General features: G+C 63.3%; 14 protein-coding genes and 1 pseudogene. 9 read left to right on the forward strand and 6 right to left on the reverse strand.

Annotated features, from left to right (window positions below; translation table 11 throughout):
• The first annotated feature begins 94 nt into the window (after positions 1-94).
• From F8S13_05375 to F8S13_05390, 4 genes and pseudogenes are all read left to right on the forward strand, one after another.
• On the forward strand, positions 95-400 hold the full coding sequence (locus tag F8S13_05375; GenBank protein ID KAB8144311.1) for an SDR family NAD(P)-dependent oxidoreductase: 306 nt from the start codon (positions 95-97) through the stop codon (positions 398-400).
• Positions 401-612: 212 nt separating this feature from the next.
• Positions 613-879 (forward strand): annotated as a pseudogene (locus F8S13_05380) (hypothetical protein).
• 12 nt (positions 880-891) lie between these two features.
• On the forward strand, positions 892-1,236 hold the full coding sequence (locus tag F8S13_05385; GenBank protein ID KAB8144671.1) for a hypothetical protein: 345 nt from the start codon (positions 892-894) through the stop codon (positions 1,234-1,236).
• A gap of 1,073 nt (positions 1,237-2,309) precedes the next feature.
• Complete coding sequence (locus F8S13_05390) at positions 2,310-2,870, forward strand: GNAT family N-acetyltransferase (GenBank protein KAB8144312.1); 561 nt, start codon at positions 2,310-2,312, stop codon at positions 2,868-2,870.
• A gap of 150 nt (positions 2,871-3,020) precedes the next feature.
• Here the strand turns inward: F8S13_05390 and F8S13_05395 are convergent, their stop codons facing one another.
• Positions 3,021-4,298, reverse strand: a complete 1,278-nt coding sequence (locus F8S13_05395) for a PAS domain-containing protein (protein KAB8144313.1) — start codon at positions 4,296-4,298, stop codon at positions 3,021-3,023.
• 632 nt (positions 4,299-4,930) lie between these two features.
• Between F8S13_05395 and F8S13_05400 the strand changes: the two genes are divergently transcribed.
• A complete protein-coding gene (locus F8S13_05400; GenBank protein KAB8144314.1) occupies positions 4,931-5,572 on the forward strand; it encodes a hypothetical protein in 642 nt (213 codons plus the stop codon).
• 156 nt (positions 5,573-5,728) lie between these two features.
• Positions 5,729-6,370: a hypothetical protein gene (locus F8S13_05405; GenBank protein KAB8144315.1), complete on the forward strand. Its 642-nt coding sequence runs from the start codon at positions 5,729-5,731 to the stop codon at positions 6,368-6,370.
• A gap of 227 nt (positions 6,371-6,597) precedes the next feature.
• On the opposite strand, the gene F8S13_05410 is transcribed toward F8S13_05405, so the two are convergent.
• From F8S13_05410 to F8S13_05425, 4 genes are all read right to left on the reverse strand, one after another.
• On the reverse strand, positions 6,598-7,359 hold the full coding sequence (locus F8S13_05410; GenBank protein KAB8144316.1) for a transposase: 762 nt from the start codon (positions 7,357-7,359) through the stop codon (positions 6,598-6,600).
• Between the two features lie 429 nt (positions 7,360-7,788).
• The gene (locus F8S13_05415) at positions 7,789-8,613 is read right to left on the reverse strand and encodes a GNAT family N-acetyltransferase (protein ID KAB8144317.1); all 825 of its coding nucleotides are present in this window, start codon (positions 8,611-8,613) and stop codon (positions 7,789-7,791) included.
• A gap of 270 nt (positions 8,614-8,883) precedes the next feature.
• Entirely contained in the window at positions 8,884-10,932 is a 2,049-nt protein-coding gene (locus tag F8S13_05420) for an NAD(+) synthase (protein ID KAB8144318.1), read from the reverse strand.
• Positions 10,933-11,015: 83 nt separating this feature from the next.
• Positions 11,016-11,648 (reverse strand): cysteine hydrolase, encoded by a 633-nt coding sequence (locus F8S13_05425; protein ID KAB8144319.1) that lies wholly within the window; start codon positions 11,646-11,648, stop codon positions 11,016-11,018.
• Positions 11,649-11,752: 104 nt separating this feature from the next.
• Between F8S13_05425 and F8S13_05430 the strand changes: the two genes are divergently transcribed.
• Both F8S13_05430 and F8S13_05435 read left to right on the forward strand, forming a co-directional pair.
• Positions 11,753-12,496, forward strand: coding sequence for a metallophosphoesterase family protein (locus tag F8S13_05430; protein KAB8144320.1), 744 nt, complete (start codon positions 11,753-11,755; stop codon positions 12,494-12,496).
• Positions 12,493-13,098 (forward strand): molybdenum cofactor guanylyltransferase, encoded by a 606-nt coding sequence (locus tag F8S13_05435; protein ID KAB8144321.1) that lies wholly within the window; start codon positions 12,493-12,495, stop codon positions 13,096-13,098. The genes F8S13_05430 and F8S13_05435 overlap by 4 nt, the downstream gene beginning before the upstream one ends.
• A gap of 551 nt (positions 13,099-13,649) precedes the next feature.
• On the opposite strand, the gene F8S13_05440 is transcribed toward F8S13_05435, so the two are convergent.
• Positions 13,650-15,341, reverse strand: a complete 1,692-nt coding sequence (locus F8S13_05440; protein ID KAB8144672.1) for a multifunctional 2',3'-cyclic-nucleotide 2'-phosphodiesterase/5'-nucleotidase/3'-nucleotidase — start codon at positions 15,339-15,341, stop codon at positions 13,650-13,652.
• A 288-nt stretch (positions 15,342-15,629) separates the two neighbouring features.
• On the opposite strand from F8S13_05440, the gene F8S13_05445 reads away from it, so the two are divergent.
• Complete coding sequence (locus F8S13_05445; GenBank protein KAB8144322.1) at positions 15,630-16,322, forward strand: polymer-forming cytoskeletal protein; 693 nt, start codon at positions 15,630-15,632, stop codon at positions 16,320-16,322.
• The last annotated feature ends 134 nt before the right edge of the window (positions 16,323-16,456 follow it).

The following is a 16,456-nucleotide window of genomic DNA, read 5'->3' on the forward strand; positions in this document are numbered from 1 at the left end:
CCGCACCTACGAGACCAATGGGTTTGACCTGGCAGCCGTGACACAGGCCATGCTGCCGCTGCTGCGCCGCGCCCCGGCGGCGTAGCTCGTCAACATGTCCGCAGGCGCTGGCTCGCTGACGCTGACCAGCCAGCCCGACTGGCGGCCCGAGTGGAACACCCTGGCCTACAACTCATCCAAGTCGGCGGTGAACGCCATCACCGTCCACTTCGACACCGAGCTGCGCGGCACCAGCATCAAGGTCAATGCCGTGAACCCCGGCTATGTGCTCGCCGACATGTCGCCCGGCGGCGTCCGCACGGTCGAGCAGGGCGCGGCCATACCCGCGCGGCTCGCGACCCTAGCAGCCGATGGGCCATCCGGCGGCTTCTTTGACGAGCACGGCCAGCTGCCCTGGTAGCTGGCCGATCAGCACGCCGACGCGGCGCGTAGCAGCGAGGGCGGCTGATCGTTTGGCAAAAGCTCAGCGGTGGTGTCGTTATGGTAATCACCCCGCCAATATGCTGCTCGTAGCGCACAAAAAGCCGCCCGGCTGATCGTTTATGCTGTTTGGTAGCGAAAGACAGCATACGCCAAAAAATACTCCTCTACGCACAACCAAGGAGGAACACAATGCAGGACATCCCGATCATCCCGCTGGCCGCCATCGTCATCGTGGCAGTTGTGATCGCGTCGATCATGATCCGCCGCCGCTACAGCGCCGACGCCGGGGTGCACGAGCTGCCCCCAGCGCCCAGCGCCAACATGGCCGAGGTCGAGCAGGCGGTGCGGCCACTGTTGGCCCAGGGCAACAAGATCCAGGCGATCAAAGTGGCGCGCGAGGCCACCGGCTGGGGCCTCAAAGAGGCCAAGGACTATGTCGAGGGGCTAGAGCGCGGCAGGCCCGCCGCCATGGCCGTCGCGCCGCGCCCCACGGCAGCGCGCGGCGGCTTCGAGGCCGCCCAGGATGCGCTGGCCCAGGGCAACAAGATCCAGGCGATCAAGCATGTGCGCGACACCACCGGCTGGGGCCTCAAAGAGGCCAAGGACTATGTGGACGAGTGGGAGCGCAGCGGCCAGCGCCCCGCCGCGCCCGCCAGCGCAGCCCCGCCCACGCCGCCCGCCCCCGGCGACATCGAGCAGGCGGCGCGCGCGCTGATCGCCCAAGGCAACATTATCGGCGCGATCAAGGCGGTGCGCGAGGCCACCGGCTGGGGCCTCAAAGAGGCCAAGGACTATGTCGAAGGTCTTCGTTAGGAAAGGTGGGCGGAGTATCTACCTTCACCATTCGACCCAATCAAGGCTTATTAGTTAGGCGGAAATTTTGTGAAATTGACTGGCCTTTACAAAAAAGCTATACGCGTGACTAATATACAGCCCAACGATAATGTGCGCGCCGTTTAATAGTTAGGTTGTAATCTATCATCTCTCAGCTGCTTCGATAGAAAACCAACGACACATATTGATACGCTTCAGCCCAACGATAAGATAACAATATCTAGTTAGGTATCTAATCGACTATACCACTAGGAGCGATTGCCTTGCTGGCCTCACCCTCAGAAGATGCCACTGCTCTGGCAGGCCGTCGGGAAGCAGGGGCGTACCTCATCCAGCGTGCCAGGGCATGCACCTCCGTTATCCTCTTCAGCCGCTGCGTACGCGAGCACCAGACCACGAGGCCCACCCGCGCCGCGTCATGCGGGTAGGATTGCGATACGGGCGGCACAGGCAACGGGGCGGGCACAAGGCCTGCCCATACGGCGAAGGTGCCGCTCGTGTTTTGATGGCCATATACACCAACAGCAACCGCCAGCGAGTAGCATTGGAACGCCCTAAATTGGGGGGTCAAAGGGGCGATGCCCCTCACATGGTGTCACTTTCTCTGGCGGAGCATTCGGATGCGGCACATGACGAGAGAACGCGTGCCAGGCCATGCACCGCATGGAAGATTCTCGATCTCACCCACCCGGCCCATGCGGCGAAGGTGCCACTCAGGCCAACTGGCCATATGCACGAACACCAGATGCCCGATTCCGGCATAGGAATGCTCCAAATTGGGGGTTTCGAAGGGGGCAACGCCCCCTCGCGGGGTTCCTAGGGGCTGGCCCCGAGGCGCTGCCCGCGCAGGGCACACACCCACCAAACACCTACCACCGCCATCGCTGAAGGAAAAAACGCCCAGTGCCGACGGGAAAAGTGACACCATGTGAGGGCGATGCCCCCTCGCAGGGTTCCTAGGGGCAGGCCTTATCGCCGGAGGGGCAGTCATACAACCCGCCCCCGAGCCGATGCCCGCAATATGGTTTATGGAATCACGAAGGAGAATAGCTATGCGTATTGAAGACCTACAGCCCAACGATAACGTAGCTATCGAGCAGGCCGCCGCCGCGCTGTTCGATGGCTTCCGCGAGCACTGGCCCACCGCGTGGCCCACCCTGGCCGAGGCCCGCGCCGAGGTGCTTGAGGCGCTCGAACCCGAGAAGATCTGCCGCGCCGCCTTCGGCGACGACGGCGGGCTGCTCGGCTGGGTCGGCGGCTACCACTCCTACGCCGCCGTGTGGGAGCTGCACCCGCTGGTGGTGCACCCCAGCGCCCAGGAGCGCGGCGTGGGGCGCGCGCTGCTGGCCGACTTCGAGACGCAGGTGCGGCAGCGCGGCGGCCTAACTATTTTGCTCGGCAGCGACGACGACGACAACATGACCTCGCTCAGCGGCAGCGATCTGTACGCCGACCTCTGGGGCCAGATCGGGCGCATCAGAAACCTGCGCCGCCACCCCTACGAGTTCTACCAGAAGTGCGGCTTCACGATCATCGGCGTGGTGCCCGATGCCAATGGCCCAGGCAAGCCCGACATCCTGCTGGCCAAGCGCGTGGCGGGCAGCCAACCCTAGCCGAAAAAGAGCTAGCTCCCTGCCGATCATCGCACCCGGCCGACGTTCCTGCACCGCATCGATCGCGCCGAGTCGTAGCGCCGCACGCACAAAAAACAGGGCGTGATGCAGATCACGCCCTGCCTGCCACATTCGTTATCGTTGGGCCGATCATTGCTTCAGCGCAAAGGCGATGCCAGCCTGCAGCGTGCCCCATGTGACGATCGTGCGCAGCTCCACGCCCAGCTGAACCAGGGTCTGCGCCACCTCGGGGCGGATGCCCGTGAGCACCACCCGCGCGCCCAGGAGCTGGACGGCCTGCGCGGCGCGGATCAGGCCATTCGCGACGCCCGTATCCACCACCGGCACGCCCGTGATGTCGACAATGGCGACTTTGGTGTGATTCGCAGCAACCCCTTCCAGCAGGGCATCCATCACGGCCTGCGCGCGCGCCGAGTCGATCGAGCCAACCAGCGGCATCACCACAATCGTATCGCTGATCGCCAGCAGCGGCGTCGACAGCTCCTCCAGCGCGGCCTGCTGCGCGCGGATCACCTCTTCCTGCAGAATGTTATTGCGCAGCGCCTGCTCGGCGTGCTTGTGCTCGGTGATATCCTCGTACATCACGCACACCTGGTTCCCCGAGATCGGCAGAGCGTAGATGGCGTAGGTGCCATCGCTCAGCTCATCCGAGTCATAGGCGTGCTCGCCCAGGCGGCTGGCCTGCTGGGTGTGGATGACCTCGGCATAGCGCTGCAGAAGCGCCCGATCTTCGCCGGTGACGAAGATGCTGCGGGCCGATCGGCCTACCTGCGACTGCAGATCGATGCCGGTGAAGCGGCTCGCGCTGGCGTTGGCCATGATCAGGCGGGATGACGAGGCGGCAGCATCCTCATCCATCTCAAGCACCATCACGCCGATCGGGAAATTCTTAACAACCGTCTCGTAGATATGGATGCGCGACTCGACCTCGCGGCGCGAGGTGATGTCTTCGGAGATGCCGAGCGTGTGCGTGATCTGGCCCTGTGGGTCGCGGAGGGCGAATTTCGCCGTGTGGAACAGGTGGACATCGCCATCGTGATGTTTCACCGGCTCCTCGATGATCAGCGTCTCACCAGTCGTAAATACATAGGTGTCGTCTTTGATATACTGCTGCGTGTGGTCCGGCTCGGCGAACGGCGCGTCGATCAGGCCCTGCATCTGCTGCTGATCCATGCCGTAGAACTCGCGGAAGGCGCGATTGGCATAGACGATGTGTGAGTGCGGACCTTTACACAGCACAAGATTCGGCACGTGGTCGAGAATGTCGGTGATAAGTGCGTATTCTTGCTGCAGCGCCGCGAGCTGCTGCTCAAGCTCGGCGACGCGCTGAGCGAGGGACGTGGTGGATGAAGGATTCTGGTCAACAGTCACGGTTGTATCCTTTGCCCATGCATGCTTCAGGTACATCTGCTCTCATCTATACCTATCATCAGTATAATAAAGATACGTTCAAATTGGTAGCGAAAAGAGAAGAAATCGACACAAAAGCATGCTCGTGCGTGATAAATACTATCATCGCCATGAAGTCTCATCACAACGTGCGATGTTGCCAGGTCGGGGCGGCGCGTATATTCCATCAGCAATCTCTGTTCAGCGTCGTAGCGACGGCCCTGGTGACCGCTCGCACCGCGCTCATCGCCCACATGGCCCGCATCGCGCTTCCACCCGATGCCCACGATGCGCGACCATGGGTGTAGGGGCGGATCTGGTGTCCGCCCGCACTGCCATCACCGCAGGCATCGCCCCCATCGAGGCCCCGCGCGATGGGGGCGATGCCTGCGGTGAATCACAATAGGCACATCGTGGCCCATGGCTCTGCACCGAGCTACCAACCGCCGTGCCCACGCCCACCGTGTATGTCTCGGATCGTTCGCGGTAGCTGATTGCCCCGCCCCACGCGCCGCCTAACCCCGCGTTGACACCACGCCGCACCTCGGCTATACTTGCCCCGCCTGAATAGATCGCCCAACGAAATAGCCCACGGCACCCACGCCGGTGCGGCCCGCCGCCGACCCTGGTGCCGCCCAAGGAGAACGCCCATGCCTGACGTACCACCCACCCGCCGCTGGCCCCTGCTGGCCAGCCGCTGCATGCTGCTCTGCCTGCTGCCCCTGGCGAACCTACGCGCCTGCGGCCCGCAGGACAATACCCCCCCCACGCGCGGGCCGATAACGACGAGACAATGGATAGAACCAACCATGATGAACTTTGTGCTCTCATCCAGCACCAACTGTGCCGATGTGGGTCAAGTCATCACCTTCACGGTACGCCTAGAAAATAACTATCGTGAGCCAGTCACCTTTGATGGCAACCCACCAGTTGATATGGTTATCTCGCCAGTTCAAGACAATCCCGACGCCCCCATTGGATTAGTGCGCTGGTCGGAAAGCCCCACCTATCCGGCGCAGATGATCACCCAGATCGGACCAGGAGAGAGCCACTCCTACCAATGGCAGTGGCGTGCCGATGAAGCATATGAGAATGATCACTGGTCGAGTGATGGCATAGCTGTACATATAGAAACTAATGCCCAATTTGCAAATAGACCCCTTATGGTTGAGGAGTTGCTTTATGTTGGCATACAAAGATTGTATGCAACCCGTCGCGGCCCATGGCTCTGCACCGAACTACCAACCGCCGTGCCCACGCCCACCGTATATGTCTTGGATCGTTCGCAGTAGCGGATTGCCCCACCCCACGCGCCGCCTGACCGCGCGTTGACACCACGCCGCACCTCGGCTATACTTGCCCCGCCTGAATAGATCACCCAACGAAATAGCCCACGGCACCCCGCCGGTGCGGCCCGCCGCCCCTGGTGCCGCCCAAGGAGAACGCCCATGCCTGATGCACCACCCACCCGCCACTGGCCCCTGCTGGCCAGCCGCTGCATGCTGCTCTGCCTGCTGCCCCTGGCGAACCTACGCGCCTGCGGCCCGCAGGACAATACCCCCCCGACGCGCGGGCCGATAACAACAAGACAACGGATTAACCCTAGCATGATGAATTTTGTGCTCTCATCCACTACCAACTGTGCCGATATCGGACAGGTCATCACCTTCACGGTACGCCTAGAAAATAACTATCGTGAGCCAATCAATCTTGATAGCAACCCACCAGTTGATATTGTCATCACTCCTGCGACGGATGATCCCACACAACCAATCGCACCAATACGCTGGTCAGAGAGCCCTACTTATCCGGCGCAGATGATTACCAAGATCGAACCAGGAGAAAGCCATTCCTACCAATGGCAGTGGCATGCCGATGCCGCATATGGTCAATATGGTTCAATTAATAATGGGATTATTGCGCGTATTGCGACAAATGCGCAATTTGCAGGACGTCCGCTCATGGTTGATGAGTCGCTTTATGTAGGTGTCAAGTCAGGAGGGTTATTACCAGGCCCTTCATGGCTTTGTTCAGAGATGCCAACTGCCGTGCCCACGCCAACCATCTCAATCTCGGATCTTTCCAGATAACTACTGATCAATAGAGGGCTATGATGCAAAAGGCTTTATTCAACATTATCCTGATGCTCACGCTGGTTTTATCCATGGTAGTGCCGTTCAACACATCGGTTGCAACAGCGGCACATGCAGATCAGCCGCGTCGAGCTACTTCTGATCTCCCCCATTGTACTGACGATGACCCCGCGCTCAAAGCAGACTACAAAGTCACAGACATATTTAACCATTGTTGCTAGTTTTTAGATGACAAATTCCGTAAGAGAGCGCGATTTCGATGTGAGTTCAAGTAAACAATTGATAAGTGCAGTCACATATCCAAGCCGCGCATCAATATATCTTGACTTGCGATGATATATCTTCTTGATGGTAAAGCTGAGACAGGCCCAACTAAAGTTTGTTTCGATCATGAATCGTTCGTTCCACGTCCCCTTTGCCCAAAACAGCATGTTTTCATGTACAGCAGCATGCTGACGAAATCCACCATCACAGAGGGTAATGGTTTGGCCGTTGTAGGCCAACGCCATATCGCGAAACTCACGGTCGCTCACGTTTGCCGTATCCCATTGCCATGTCACCACTTTCCCCGCATTGTTGATCAGCCAACCCAGTTTGACACCAATCATCCAACGACCATTTGATAGACCCTTTTTCCCAACCTGCTGCGCGCTGCGGCCTTCCCGCCGTGGGTGGCAGCGTTCGATGCCATAGGTATCGGCAACCGTAAAAAACGTCGCTTCCGCTAAAAATGCATCGGTATATTGGGCACAACGTTTGAATACGCGCAGCAAGCGTGACAGACTTGGGAGATTGGGAAACAAGAAGCGATAGTTGTGATTCAACCAACGATAGAAGCGCCGATAGAGACCGCCACGTAAGCTAAATACCAGTGCAATGGTCACAATCTCGCTATCATGCAACTTGGCATCTGAGCGTTTTTCGACAGGACCAATGGTATCGTCTACCATACAGAACAGACGGATGATAATCTCTTCCGTTAACATGTGGTTGCTCCTTCGGTATGTGGTTGGTTTGGTCACCGCACATCATACCAGGAACAACGACATGTTTTTTTGCCTACCAACACGCTGACGATTCGAACAAATGTTCAAGCTAAAACTAGCAACAATGGTTATGATAGCACTGGCATGAATCTGCTTATGTCTATCGACGACGCCTATTTTCTTCTCAGTCCACCTGTAGACTTCACGGCGCTAGAAGATGGTGTCTATTTCATCAAGATCAAACATAGCAGCTCAACATGGGGTGATCCTAGTTTCCGATACCGGACCGAATTTATATCGTGGTTTTGGTGACCCAGCCAATGAACCTTGGAGTTAGTACCAAGGCACAGACCTAAAACTATGACAACACAGCGCTCAGGATGTTGTATCCTGAGCGCTGTGTTGACCATACATACCAGCGCAGAATGATCACCCCTGCGGGCGGCGCAGCATGCACCAGTGCGGCGCGCCGGTGCCGGGCAGGCGGCCCACCTCGGCCACCTGGTAGCCATACTTCTGGTAGAACGTGATGTTGCGCTCGCTGTGTGTCTCAAGGTAGCTGTGCTGCCCATGCCGATCGAGGAAGGCCATGGCCGGGCGCAGCAGCCTGCCCGAGAGGCCCTGGCCCTGGTGGTCGCGGGCGACGCCGATGGTGAACAGGTACCAGTGCGGGAAGGGCGCGTGCCGGGCGTGCATGCGCGCGGCGTAGCCCTCGTAGCGCAGCAGGCGGGCGTAGATGCCCAGGTCGACATCCAGCCCCAGCCGCACCCCCCCGGCGCGCAGGAACATCCACGCGCTCACATCCACATGCTCGGGCGGCAGCCAGGCGCACACACCCTGGGCGCGGTCGCCCGCCGCAAACACATGGCCGTGGCGCAACGCCACCCGCATGGTGAAGCGGTAGAAGGCGCGCACCCTCGCGAGGCTGGGGCGCTGGGCGTTGAGCAGGAGCTGGGTGGAAGGGTCAACCTGAAAGGCGGTAGTGAGGCTATCAACCGCTGCATCGAGCTGGTGCTCTGTCAGCCGCTGGAGGCCGGGTAGTTCCATGCGCATGGCGCTCTTTCCCCTTGTCTGTCGGGCAATGATGGGTGATCGTATCGCTGGTGGGTTGGCTGCGCCTAGTGTAGCCGACGATGATTCTGCCAGCAACTTTCGCGCGGTTCTGCGTTTTCGGCAGGCCGTGAAAGGGCGGGCTGTATGCCCTTCCACGGCGCGATACGATGCGCCCTGCGACGACCTCCGCGATATGGGCATCGCTATCACCCGCCCGCGATGTGCGCGATGCCCACAGCGCAATACGATGCGCCCCGCAACGTGCCCCGCGATGCGGGCACGAAGCCCGCCCCTACGGCAATGATGGCATCGCGGGCGCGGCAGGGTCGCAACCGTATGGGGCCGCAATTTCCCACATCTTTTCACCCCTTCGTGTCTTGGTGTCTTGGTGGTAAACGGTTCTCCCCTTCGCGCCTTCGTGTCTTCGTGGTGAATCGGTTCCCTTTCGCATCTTCGTGGTGAATCTGCCCCCTACGGCACGTTGGCCCGCAGCTCCTCCAGCCACATGGTCGCCTCGGAGTCCGAGGGCGCGCGCCAGTCGCCGCGCGGCGAGAGCGAGCCGCCCGAGCCGACCTTGGGGCCGTTGGGCATGGCCGAGCGCTTGAACTGGCTGATCTGGAAGAAGCGGAACAGGAACACATCCAGCCAGCGCTTGATCTGGGCCAGGTCGTACTGGCTGCGCTGGTCCTCGCGCAGTCCCTCGGGCCAGCTGCCGCGCGCGCTGTCGGCCCAGGCGTGCTGGCTGAGGAAGGCCACCTTGCTGGGCCGGAAGCCGTAGCGCGTGATGTAGTAGAGGTTGAAATCCTGCAGCTCGTAGGGGCCGATCTTGGCCTGGGTCGACTGGCTGGGCGCGTCCTTGGCGTCGCCGGGCACCAGCTCGGGCGAGATCTCGGTATCGAGGATGGACTGGAGGATGCGGCTGGCCGCGTCGTCGAACTGGCGCGTGGCGATCACCCAGCGGATGAGGAACTGGATGAGCGTCTTGGGCACCGAGGCGTTCACGTTGTAGTGCGACATCTGGTCGCCCACGCCATAGGTGCACCAGCCCAGGGCCAGCTCGCTCAGATCGCCGGTGCCCAGCACGAAGGCGTTGTGGTAGTTGGCCAGCCGGAACAGGTGCGAGGTGCGCTCGCCCGCCTGCACGTTCTCGAAGGTCACATCGTAGACCGGCTCGCCGCTGGCGAAGGGGTGGCGCAGGTCGCGCAGCATCTGGATGCACGAGGGCTTGATGTCGATCTCCTCGGCGGTGACGCCCAGCGCCGCCATCAGGCCCAGCGCGTTGCGGTAGGTGGTGTCGCTGGTGGCGAAGCCGGGCATGGTGTAGGCCAGAATGTTGGTGCGCGGCAGCCCCAGGCGGTCCATGGTCTTGGCGGCCACGATCAGCGCGTGGGTCGAATCCAGCCCGCCCGAGACGCCTATCACGATCTTCTGCATGCCGGTGGCGCTCAGGCGCTTCATCAGGCCGTGCACCTGGATGTTGTAGGCCTCGTAGCAGCGCTCGTCGCGCAGGGCCGGGTTGTTGGGCACGTAGGGGAAGCGCTCGACCGCGCGCTCCAGCGGCAGCTCGCCCTGCGGGATGGCGAAGCTGAAGCCCACGCGGCGGATGGCGCGCAGCTGCTCGCGGTAGTCGCCCACGGTGTCGTTGAAGCTGCCCAGCCGCATGCGATCCTGGGCCAGCCGCTCCAGGTCGATGTCGGCCACGATCATCTGCTCCTCGGCGGGGAAGCGCTCGGCCTCGGCCAGCAGCTCGTTGTTCTCGTAGATCAGGGCGTGGCCATCCCAGGCTAGGTCGGTGGTGGATTCGCCAGGCCCGGCGGCGGAGTAGAGGTAGGCCGCCACGCAGCGCCCCGACTGGGTGGCGCACAGGTCGCGGCGGTAGTCGGCCTTGCCTATGGTGATGTTGGAGGCCGAGAGGTTGGCCAGCACGGTGGCCCCGGCCAGCGCGGCGTAGGTGGATGGCGGGATGGGCGTCCACACGTCCTCGCAGATCTCGGCGTGGATGCTGAAGTCGGGGATGTTATCGGCGGCGAAGATCACATCGTTGCCAAACGGCACCTGCTGGCCCAGCAGCACCACCTCGCGGGCCAGCGCGTCGCGGCCCGAGGTGAACTGGCGCTTCTCGTAGAACTCGCGGTAGTTGGGCAGGTAGGTCTTGGGCACCACGCCCAGGATGTCGCCACGGTAGATCAGCACCGCGCAGTTGAACAGCTTGTGCTCGAAGCGCAGCGGCGCGCCCACGATCAGCACCGGCGTGAGATCGCGGCTGGCCTCGCGGATCTGGCCGAGCGCCGCAAGCGTGGCATCCAGCAGAGCATCTTGGTGGAACAGGTCGTCGTTGGTGTAGGCGGCGATGCCCAGCTCGGGGAAGAGCGCCACCGCCGCGCCGCGCTCGGATGCGCGCCGCGCCAGGCCGATGGTGCGCTGGGCGTTATAGGCAGGGTTGGCCACGCGCACGTAGGGGATACACACCGCCGCGCGGATAAACCCGTGTGAGTAGATCGAGTCAAATGGCTGAGCCATACTGTTGTGCCCTCGCTTGCTGAGAGTGGCGAATATCTTGCTGTCATTATACGACGAATCAGCGCTGTGTTGTCAATAAGACACTAAGCATTCGCAGTGTCAGATTCGCCCGCATCCCCGCCCGCCAGCCCGGCCAGATCGAGCGAGGCCGACGGCCCGACCCATGCCCGCAGCACCTGCCGCATATAGCCCAGCGCGGCCTCATTTCGCTCGGCGGTGTTGGAGGCCACGCAGTCGCGCGGGATGAAGAGGTCGAAGTCGCGCATATAGGCGTCGCCCACCGTAAACTGCACGCACATATCCCCGGCGATGCCGGTGACGATCAGCGCCCTGGCCTGCAGGTACTGCAGCAGCGTATCGAGCGTGGTGGCGAAGAAGCCCGACTGCTTGGGCTTCAGCACCACATAGTCATCCTCCTCGGGCCGCAGCAGCTCCACGATCGGCCTGCCGCGCACATCGTCCTCCAGACAGTGCTGCACCAGCTTGCCCATGTCGGACTGCCAGCGGCCAAAGTTGTCGTTCACGTACACCGTGGGGATGCCGTGCTGGCGACAGCGCCGCTTGAGCGCCGCGATGGCGTGCGCCGCCGCGAGCGCGTGGGGGAAGATCAGGTCGGCATCCACAAACTCCAGATCGTTGATCATATCGATCACCAGCAGCGCCGCCGGAGCGGTGTCCGGAGCCTGGCCGTGCAGCGTCTCGTTTTTGCTCGCCATAGAGCTTCATCCTTTTGCCGGTTGACAGCAGCTACAGGTAGGTCAAAAATAGGCGCTACACGCACTGCAATCGGCGTACCAGCGCCCGATAGGAAAGGCGGCCTATGCCACCAATTGCGATCATCAGCGACATCCACGGCAATCTGCTGGCGCTCCAGGCCGTGATCGAGGACATCGCGCGGCGCGGTGCCGCCGAGGTAATCAACCTGGGCGACCACGCATCCGGCCCGCTGTGGCCCGCCGAGACCGTCGATCTGCTCATGCGGCAGGGCTGGCAGAGCATCGCGGGCAACCACGAGCGCCAGCTGCTCAGCACCCCGCCCGCGCAGATGGGCGCTTCAGACCGCTACGCCCACGAGCGGCTGGGCGAGGCCCAGCTGGGCTGGCTGCGCGCCCTGCCCGCCACGGCGACGCTGGCCGACGGCACGCTGCTGTGCCACGGCACGCCGCACAGCGACGCGCAGTACCTGCTGGAGACGGTGGCGGGCCAGCGGCTACGCCCAGCCACCCGCGCCGAGGTGCGCCAGCGGCTGGGCCAGGTGCGCGCGCCGCTCATCCTGTGCGGGCACACCCACCAGCAGCGCCTCTTCCAGCTCGACGCCGAGACCGCCATCCTGAACCCCGGCAGCGTGGGCCTGCCCGCCTACGAGGACGACGACCCCCAGCACGCCAGCGAGGCGGGGTCGCCGCTGGCCCGCTACGCCCTGATCGAGCGCGGCGAGCGCGGCTGGGCCTTCGAGCTGCGGGCGGTGCCCTACGACCACCACGCTGCAGCGGGCCAAGCCGCGCGCAGCGGCAGGCCCGACTGGGAGATCGCGCTGCGCACTGGGTTTATGGGGCGGGAATGAGCAGAGAGCAGACAAGCGCTATCGTGGTGGCGGGCGGAGGAAGCACGCGGCTGGGGCGCGACAAGCGCGCGCTGCGGCTGTGGGGCGATGCGGGGCCGACGCTGCTTGAGCACACAGTGGGCATGGCTGCGCAGGCCTGCGCCGAGGTGATCGTGGTGCTGAACGACCCCGAGCGCTGGGGCCACCTGCCCGCGCGGCTGGTGGGCGACGCCTACCCCGGCGCGGGGCCGCTGGGCGGGCTGGCCAGCGGGCTAGCCCACGCAGCACACCCCTACGCCCTGGCCCTGGCCTGCGACATGCCCTGGCTCGACCAGAGCGCGCTAGCGGCCATGGTGGCCTGGCCGCGCCCCTACGACGCGCTGGCCCCGCAGCTGGCGGGCGGCCCGCGCAACCGCCTGCGCGCCGAGCCGCTGCACGCCATCTACCGCGCCGCGCTGCTGCCGCGCGCCCAGGCGCTGCTGGCCAGCGGCGAGCGGGCCATGCACGCCCTGCTGCGGGGCCCGGGCACCATCCTGGTGTCGCCGCAGCAGCTGGGCCTCGCCGATGGCTCGCGGGCCTTCCGCAGCATCAACACGCCCGAGGATCTGGGGATCGGGGAATAGGGATTGGGGATTGGTATTCGCCCCTCAAAACTTTGGTGTCTTGGTGGTAGATCGGTCCCCCGCCTCACGCCTTCGCGTCCTCGTGGTATGTGCCCTCAGGTCGGCCCAACGAGAGTTTGCAGTGCACCTTTTGGTGAACATGTGCGTAGCCGTCGGGTCGACTCGGGTGCGCTTTCGTTGACAGCGGTGGTTATTGATTGCTTGGTGGATGCCCTGCGCGGGGTTCCTAGGGGCCTGCCCCTCGGAACCCCGCGAGGGGGTGTACCCCCTTCGATCCCCCAATGTTGAGCGTTCCTATGCCGACCCCTGGCAGCTGATGTTCGTGCATATGGCCATCAAAACACGAGCGGCACCTTCGCCGCATGGGCCATGCGGAAAGAGTTAGCCCTTTGCTGTTTCCGAGCTCTTTTCTCGCCCTTGGTGTCTTGGTGGTAGATCGATCCCCCGCCTCGCGCCTTCGTGATAAAGAATCTTGGTGGTAAAGCAACAAACAAGCGCCGCCCCGCCAGCCGAGGCTGACGGGGCGGCGCTGCGCGCGCGGGCCTAGGCGGCTAGGCAAACTCGGGGTAGCTGATGCTCTGCACCGAGGCGGTGGCCGACACGTTGGTGATGCGGCCCTCGACCTGCGGGTTGACCGGCGAGTGCTTGGCGATGTACTCGGCCAGCACATCCGAGTCCACGAAGCCCGCGTTAGCGATGTTCTTGCCCTCGACCATCACCGCGTAGCCATCGCCGCCGGTGGCGACGAAGTTGTTCACCACGATGCGGTAGGTGGCCGCCGGGTCGATCGGCGCGTACTCCTTGCCGCTGCCGATCTCGATCTTCACGATGCGGCTGCCCTCGGCCTTGCTGGGGTCGAACGAGAAGCGCAGCCCGGCCACCTGCGGGAAGCGGCCCTCGGCGGCGGGGAAGCGGCTCACGCCGTTCTCCAGCGCGCGCTTGACCTGAGCGCCCGTGAGGTCGAGCACCACCAGGGTGTTGCCAAACGGCATCACCTCAAGCACGTTGCCCAGCGTCACCTCGCCGGCGGCGATGCTGGTGCGGATGCCGCCGCCGTTTACCAGCGAGATCTGCGCGCCGTTGGGCCGCGTCTTCTCCAGCTGTGCGTCGGCGATCAGGTTGCCCAGGTTGGTCTCCTTGCCACGCACATCGGTGCGCGCGCCGTTCAGCAGCACGCTGGAAGAGCCGATCACCTTGGTGCGTAGCGCATCCAGCGGCTTGCGCAGCGCCAGCACGCGATCCTCAAAGCCCTCGTGCGGCTCGATGGTGTCGGCCACCTGCTGGGTATGGCCAGCGATCACGCGGGTCACGTGGCCATCGGCGTCGAAGCCCACCTCCACGTCGCCCAGCCAGCGGCCCCACTCCCAGTCGGTGGCGACCACCACCGGGTGGCCGGATGGCGAGGCCACCACCTGCGGGTAGGGCAGCGCGGGGCCTTTGGGGTCGGCCTGGGGACCAAGCGGGGTGTGGCTGTGGCCGCCGATGATCAGCGAGATACCCTCGACCTTGCGGGCCAGGTCGAGGTCCGCATCGTTGCCGATGTGGGTCAGCGCGATGATCTTCTTGATGCCCTTGGCGTGCAGCTCGGCCACCACCCAGCGGGCCGTGGCCACCGGGTCGGCGAACGAGACGCCCGCGCCGGGGTTCGAGAGCGTGGACGTCTCCTCGGTGGTGAGGCCGAAGATGCCGACCTGCTCGCTGCCGTAGCTCTTCACGATGTAGGGCTTCACAAGGCCATACAGCGGCGACTTCGGCTCGACCACCAGGTTGGCGCTCAGCACCGGGAAGTTGACCGACTTGATGTAGTTGGCCAGCGGCTGCTGCCCAAGGTCGAACTCGTGGTTGCCGATCGTCATGGCCTCGTAGCCCAGGCCGTTGTAGAACTCGGCGTCGGCCAGGCCCTGGTACTGGGTGAACCACAGGGTGCCCTGGAACACATCGCCGGCGTCGATCAGCAGCTGGTTGCCGCCCTCGCTGCGGATGGCGTCGATCAGGGTCTTGCGGCGCGAGACGCCACCGTGGACAGGGTGGGTACCGTTGTACACCGGCTCGATCCGAGCGTGATGATCGTTTGTGTGGATGATGCGGAGGTCGAAGGTCTCCGCCCCGGCTGCGTGCGCGAACTCGATACCCGTGCAAAGCCACGACACTGTTGCGCCACCAACAACAACTCGCTTCAGGAACGTGCGTCGCGTAACTTCTTTCATAGCCTCCTCACAGCAGAACGATCCACAAGGAAACATAGCATCAGACATGGATGAACGTATTCACTTTTCGATGCGCTGTTTTCCACGCATCAGCATACCACATCCGCCAGCAGAGTCTGTCAAAAAAACCGCCATTTGGCCAGATTCGCCCAAAATTGGCAACAGATAGGCGGGTACGGCCCACCGCTAGGCCGCGTACTACCAGCGCCTGCAATCGAACTGTAAGAATTTTTGATTGATCGGCGCTGGCCCAGATCATACAATCTGGATCAGAAAGAGATGTATGCGACCGCCAGCCCTACCTGTTTGTGAAGGAGCACCGCAATGTTTGGACGACGCACCACCGACTCCCCGCTGCCCGCCGCGCCCGCCAGCCCCACCGAGGACGACAGCGTGGATCTTGACATACTGCCCGACCTGCCCGACATGCTGCTGGCCAGCAAGCCCGCCGAGCGCGCGCCCCAGGGCGAGCCAGCATCGTTCCAGCCCAACATCCCTACGCCCAGCGTCTTCGTACCTACTATGCCGAGCGGCCCAGCGCCCTTCAGCCTGAGCGGCACGGCGTCGGTCGCCCAGCCCAGCCCAGCGCCCGCGCCTGCGCCCACGTCGACGTTCAGCACGTCGGTGCCCACCAGCTTCGCGGCCGCGCCTGCGCCCACACCCGCGCCTGCGGCGATGCGGCCCAAGTCGGGGGTCGAGAGCGTGATCGGGCCAGAGGACTTCTTCGATGGCAACTACCGATCCGAGCGCGGTGTGCGACTGCAGGGAACTGCGCGCGGCTCGATCGAGTCGCGGCAGTACATCTTCGTCGAGGCCGGGGCCAACGTCGAGGCCAGCCTGTCGGCGGAGGAGATCACCATCGCGGGCGAGTTCCACGGCACCATCGAGTGCCGCAAGCGGCTGGAGATCATGGGCACGGGCCGCGTACACGGCCAGGTGACAACCGCCATGCTGGTGGTGCAGGAGGGCGGCGTGCTGGATGGCGAGCTGCACATGCGCAGCGAGCAGAGCGCCTAGCGGCCACCCACCCCGCTTTCTCGGCAGGCTGGCGGCCCCGCGCCAGCCTGCTTTCGCTGTGCCCCCAGACCCATGGCACAGCCCGTGCCAGATAGCACCTCAGCATACGCGCAGATAGGCGCAAAGGAGGGGAA

This window comes from Chloroflexia bacterium SDU3-3 (assembly GCA_009268125.1).
GTDB lineage: Bacteria > Chloroflexota > Chloroflexia > Chloroflexales > Roseiflexaceae > SDU3-3.